Consider the following 5,539-nt stretch of genomic DNA (forward strand, 5'->3'; position numbering starts at 1 on the left):
GTCGAAGACGGCAGTGGCGAGGTCTTCACCTACGATCGCAGCGACTTCGAGACCCAGCTCGGCGCGGTGCTGACGACGCTGTACAAGTACTCAACCGACCACAAGTTTCAGGCGCGCGGCCTGGTCAATCGCAAGGCGGTCGACGAGGTGTTGACCGGCAGCGGCAGCGATGTGGGCACCACCGACGACCGCCAATTTCCGACCAGCAGCATCTACACCGCCGATCAGCTGGGCATGGGGCAGATCGAGGGCAGCGACCACTTTTCGCTGCTCGACGTCGACTGGCGCGCGTCGTGGGCGCCGTCGATGCAGGATCAACCCGATGCCAAGTACTTCGTCTACACCCAGATGCCGCTCAGCCCGCCGCCGGTCCTCGCCGCCTCGAGCAGCCAATCGCCGCAGCGCACCTACACCACCCTGAACGAGTTCCTGCAGGACTACTACATCGACACGACCAAACCGTTCGACACGGCACTGCCGTTCACCGATGTCTGGGACGGGTTGCCGGCCAAGGCGAAAGCCGGCGTGAACTACACGATCCGCGACCGCGACTTCGAGTTTCGCTCGTTCCGCATCAACGGCGACAACGCCGGCGGTCAGCTCGACCTCGCGCGCCCCCCCAACAGCCTGCTGATTCCCCGCAATTTCTCGGTCAACGGACCGTTCGAGTTCAATCAGCTGTCGACCGAGCCGTTCACGGCAGGGCAGGACATCGCCGCCGCCTACGGCATGGTCGATCTCCCGCTGGTCCGCGACCGGCTGCGCTTCGTCGGCGGCGCCCGGGTGGAGTACTCGTACATCACCACCACGTCGCGCGATCGTCTGGCTGGCTTCGTCACCACGAACCTGAACGATCTCGACCCGTTGCCCGGCGTCACCTTGATCTACACGCCGCGCGATGACATGAGCGTCCGCGCGGCCTACAGCCAAACCGTCTCGAGGCCGGAATTTCGCGAGCTCACGCCGACCCAGTTTCCCGTGCTCCCCGGCGAGCGCACCCTGCAGGGCAACCAGTTCCTGATCTCGTCCAACATCACCAACTACGATCTGCGCTGGGATTGGTTCTTCAGCCCGCTCGAGCTGGCCTCCGCCAGCGTCTTCTACAAGGAATTTCGCAATCCGATCGAGTTGGTCACCGCGGTCGAGACGGGACAATTGATCGACACCTGGGTGAACTACAACTTCGCCTCGCTGTGGGGGATTGAGCTGGAGCTGCGGAAGGATTTTGCCTTCCTCACACCCTACGCGGGCCAGGTGTCGTGGATGAAGGGCTTCGCCGGGCACCTCGCCGATTTGCAGATGTTGCTGAACGTCAGCTACATTCAATCGGAGACGTCCGAGGGATTCATAAAGCCCGAAGCATTCACCATCGCTCCGGCCCCCGGCAGCAAGCCGATGCAAGGCCAGCCACCGTATCTGATCAATCTCTCTCTCCAATACGCCAACGATCGATGGGGCTTGTACCGCTTGCTGTACAGCACCGTGGGAACCACGATCGACTCCAAGGGCGTCGACGTCTCGCCCGGATCACCCAGTGGCGTGCTACCCGACATCGAGGAACAACAGCGCAATCAGCTGGACTTCGTGTGGATCGGTAACTTCGAGCTATATGACATCCCGATAAGCGCAAACTTTGCGGTCGAAAACATACTGAACGACGTCTATCTCGAAACGCAGGGTCCGCAAGTCACCAATCGATACTACGAGGGCGCGACCTTCAACGTCGGTCTGTCCTACAGCTACTGACGTGTCCGCGTGCCATTTCTAAGGAGGTTTCCCGTATGACAGCACTACGTCTCACTCCAGCCGGGACTTCGCGCCTGGCGGGTGGAGTTTTCACTGGGGGACTCATCGCACTGCTCGCTGCCGCCGCGTTGCCGACGCTCGCGTCGGCCCAGTGCACCGGCGACTGCAACGGCAACGGGGTCGTCGCCATCAACGAGCTGATCAGCGGCGTGAACATTGCGCTCGGCAACGCCGCCGTCAGCACCTGCACGGCGATGGACGCGAACGGCAACGGGGCCGTCACCATCAACGAGTTGATCGCCGCGGTGGGCAGTGCGCTCAACGGCTGCGGGACCACGTCGACACCGACGTCCACGTCCACGTCCACGCCCACGCCGACGACGTCGGCGATCGGCAACACGCCGACCGCGACCCGCACCATCGGCGGCGTCTGCGGCAACGGCGTCACCGACAACAACGCCGGAGAGACCTGCGACGACGGCAACACCGTCGACAACGATGGCTGCCCCTCCAACTGCCACGTCGCCACCTGCGCCGCGTCCGAGCAGCGCCTGCGGGTCAACGTGAACTTCGACACGCTCCAGCCCGACGTCTTTCTGCAGGGCTTGACGATCTACCTGCGCTATCCGGACGGGACCATCGACGTCCCCGGGCGCGACGACTCGCCGCCCGTCCTCGAACGGGTGACGTCCGATCTCTTCGCCGTGACGCCGCGCGACTTCAACTACGCACTGCGCGTCCTGCTGCTCGACCCGCTGCTCATCGGCTATGACCAGGGGACGGCGATGACGGTCGTCTTCGACGTCTGTCAGGGGGCCTCCGCACCCCCCGTCAGTGCCATCGCCTGCACGATCGAGAGCGCGACGGACATCGACTTCGGGGATGTGCCGCCCAACCAGGTCAGCTGTACTCTGGCCACCGCCCCATAACGCCCTGGCCGCTTCGCATGGCTGCGCAGCGCTGCTCGCCGAGCGCCGCTCCGCGCCCCGTGCCAGCGCGAATAAACGGACACTATGCCCAATCTGATGCTCGATCACCTGACGCGCCGACGCGCACGAATTCGCGCCGCGCGAGCGGCGCGCGTCGCCCCTCCCCTGCTGGCCTTGCTGCTGATGGCGTCGGCGTGCGGTCCGAGCAGCAGCAACCAGGATTTCACCCAGTGCGGCAACGGCCGCGTCGACTCGGGCGAAGCGTGCGACGACGGCAACCTCGACGATCACGACAGTTGCACGGCGGTGTGTCGTCCCGCCCGATGCGGCGACAGCACGGCCGAGGCGGGGGTCGAGCAGTGCGACGGCCTCGATCTCGACACCGCCAGCTGCGGGACGCTGGGGCTCGCCGGGCTCGGCCTCGCGTGCACAGCAGCATGTGAGTTTGACACCTCGCAATGCGGCGCCGCCTTCACCCCGACCCCGACGGCGGCACCGACGCGCTTCGTCACGCCGACCTTCACACCGGAACCGATCCCCTGCGGCGATGGCCTGCTCCAGGCCGGGCAGACGTGTGAGGAGTGTCCAGCGGACTGCACTCCGGCTGCCTGCGAGCCGACCACCGAGCAGGTCCGATTCGTCGTCACGTTGGAGGCGGCGACGGGAGCGATCGAGCGCGCCGCGCTGTTCGTCGGCTATCGCAGCAGCGTCATCTCGATTCCCGGCACCGGCAGCGAGGCGACGGTCCGCCGTCGCGTCCGTCCGCTGCCACCACTGCCGACCGAGTTCTCGGTCAGTGATCTGGACTACGGATTGCGCCTGACCGCGCGACAGACAAGCGGGCTGTCGATGGATTTCGTCACGGCGGACTTCGACACCTGCGCGGGCGCCGGAGAGTCCAGCGTCGACGATCTCAGTTGCAGCGTCGAGAGCTGCGAGGTGGCGGGCCAGGCGGTCTCTGACTGTACCTGTGCGATCGAGGCGGGAGCACAGTGATTCCCTCGCCGCCTGACCAGCATCCGGCCCGTGGCACGGCGCGCCACCTCGCGGTGGCCGTCCTGCTCGGCGCCGCGCTCGCCGCCGCGGCGGTGGGCGCGGTCGCGCCGACGCCGAACACCAGCTGCGGCAACGGCCTGATCGAGGCCGGTGAGAAATGCGACAGCTGCCCGGCGGACTGTGTCGCGTCGACCTGCGCCGCGGGCGAGAAGCGCCGCTTCGTCGTCGCCTACACTCCCGCGCCGGGGTTTGCCACCGCCAGCACCGTCACCCTGCGCATCGGTTTTCGCTCGACATTGCTCAGCCTGCCCGGAACGGGCAGCGACCCGGCGGTGCGCGCACGGGTGCGCGCGACCGGGCCGGACGCCACCGTCGCCGTCAACGGTCTCGGCGCCGCGGTCAGAGTCCTGTTGTCGCGGAAAGCCGGGCTACCGCCGGGCCGGGTCATCGAGTTGGAGTTGGACCGCTGCGCCGGGGCCAAGGCGCCGGAGGCGGGGGATCTCAGCTGCGTGGTGGAAACCTGCGCCTTCGGCGGATCACCGCTGGAGGGCTGTAAGTGCACCGTGGAGAGTCGCTGATCGGGGGCGCGACGGCGGCAGCAGACAAAGGAGGAGCAATGGGGAATCTGGCAAAACTCGCGATGGTCAGCGTCGGTCTCGTCGTCGCCGGCGCCGTCGCCGCGCAACCGGCCGGTGCCGCGTGTACCGGTGATTGCAACGGGAACGGCGTCGTCACGATCAACGAGCTCATCAGCGGCGTGAACATCGCGCTCGGCAATGCCGCGGTCAGCACCTGTGAGGCTGCCGACCCAAACGGCAACGGTGTGGTGACGATCAACGAACTGATCGGCGCGGTGAACAGCGCGCTCAACGGCTGCCCTGCCACGCCAACGGTCGCGCCCGAGACCCCGACCGCGTCGGTCACCGTCACCGAAGCGCCGACCGAGACGCCGCCGGCGAGCACCGCGACTGCAACGGCTACCGCCGTCGCCACAGCGACCGCGACCGCCAGCCGCACCGCGACCGCGGTCGATAGTGCAACCCCGACGCCGACGGCCGCGGATACGCCGACCGCCAGTCCGTCCACGGTTCCCACTTCTTCGCCCACCGCCGAGGCGACCCAGGCGGCGACGGCCACGGAGATCGACACCGCCACGCCCGGGACCCCCGACGCCACGTCGACCGCCTCGGCGACCGACACGCCGTCGTCGCTTCCGACCGAGACCGCCACACCGGCCAGTACCGATACGGTGGCAGCGACCGACACGCCGACGCCAACCCAGACCACCGCCGTGACGCCCACCTTCACGGTCACGCCCATGCCACAGAACACGTGCGGGAACGGCTTCCTGGAAGTTGGCGAAGCCTGCAGCCTCTGCCCCGGCGCGACAGCGGCCACGCCGTGTTGCGACGTCGGCGAGGCGTGCAATGCCTGCGCGGCGGACTGTCAGGTACAGGCCTGTACGCCGGGCGCACCGACGGTGGCCTTCGCCGTCGACCTGGTGGCCCCGCTCGGCTTCGCACCGACCACCACCACGGTGCTGGTCGGATACGACAGCGCCGCGATGAGCATCCCGGGGAGCGGCAGCGTGGCCTCGGTGCGCCAGCGGGTGGTCGCGCCGCCACCCCTCCCGCAGTCGTTCGCGCCCAACGACCTCGACTACGCGGTGCGCGTGCTCGTCTCGCGCAACATCCCGGTTGGACAGATCGCCACGATCGCGTTCGATCAGTGCTCCGGGCAGCCGGCGCCCACCCTCGTCCAGCTGGCTTGTGCGGTGGAGACCTGTTCACAGGGCGGCTCGCCCGTACCAGGGTGCACCTGCACCATCCGCGTGCCCTGAACGTTCCCGTGTTCCGAGCGTGTCGCAG

5 protein-coding genes are annotated in these 5,539 nt (G+C 67.4%); all 5 read left to right on the plus strand.

What is annotated here, in order from left to right; genetic code table 11:
* Nucleotides 1-66: 66 nt before the first annotated feature.
* The 5 genes from ACRDUX_RS00430 to ACRDUX_RS00450 all read left to right on the plus strand — a co-directional run bounded on the left by ACRDUX_RS00430 (nt 67) and on the right by ACRDUX_RS00450 (nt 5,511).
* The gene (locus ACRDUX_RS00430; protein WP_526409946.1) at nt 67-1,746 is read left to right on the plus strand and encodes a TonB-dependent receptor domain-containing protein; all 1,680 of its coding nucleotides are present in this window, start codon (nt 67-69) and stop codon (nt 1,744-1,746) included.
* Nucleotides 1,747-1,781: 35 nt separating this feature from the next.
* Nucleotides 1,782-2,675, plus strand: a complete 894-nt coding sequence (locus ACRDUX_RS00435) for a hypothetical protein (protein WP_526409948.1) — start codon at nt 1,782-1,784, stop codon at nt 2,673-2,675.
* A 96-nt stretch (nt 2,676-2,771) separates the two neighbouring features.
* Nucleotides 2,772-3,671, plus strand: a complete 900-nt coding sequence (locus tag ACRDUX_RS00440; protein ID WP_526409950.1) for a hypothetical protein — start codon at nt 2,772-2,774, stop codon at nt 3,669-3,671.
* The gene (locus tag ACRDUX_RS00445) at nt 3,668-4,249 is read left to right on the plus strand and encodes a hypothetical protein (RefSeq protein ID WP_526409952.1); all 582 of its coding nucleotides are present in this window, start codon (nt 3,668-3,670) and stop codon (nt 4,247-4,249) included. Before ACRDUX_RS00440 ends, ACRDUX_RS00445 begins: the two co-directional genes overlap by 4 nt.
* Nucleotides 4,250-4,287: 38 nt before the next feature.
* A complete protein-coding gene (locus tag ACRDUX_RS00450; protein ID WP_526409954.1) occupies nt 4,288-5,511 on the plus strand; it encodes a hypothetical protein in 1,224 nt (407 codons plus the stop codon).
* Nucleotides 5,512-5,539 lie beyond the last annotated feature (28 nt).

The sequence above is a fragment of the Mycobacterium sp. genome (assembly GCF_050701675.1).
In the GTDB taxonomy this organism is placed as follows: domain Bacteria; phylum Actinomycetota; class Actinomycetes; order Mycobacteriales; family Mycobacteriaceae; genus Mycobacterium.

What these genes read in the sequence shown, in the direction of transcription:
- ACRDUX_RS00440 (WP_526409950.1), top strand. Translation starts at nt 2,772, where the DNA reads ATGCTCGATCACCTGACGCGCCGACGCGCACGAATTCGCGCCGCGCGA.
- ACRDUX_RS00450 (WP_526409954.1), top strand. Translation starts at nt 4,288, where the DNA reads ATGGGGAATCTGGCAAAACTCGCGATGGTCAGCGTCGGTCTCGTCGTC.
- ACRDUX_RS00435 (WP_526409948.1), top strand. Translation starts at nt 1,782, where the DNA reads ATGACAGCACTACGTCTCACTCCAGCCGGGACTTCGCGCCTGGCGGGT.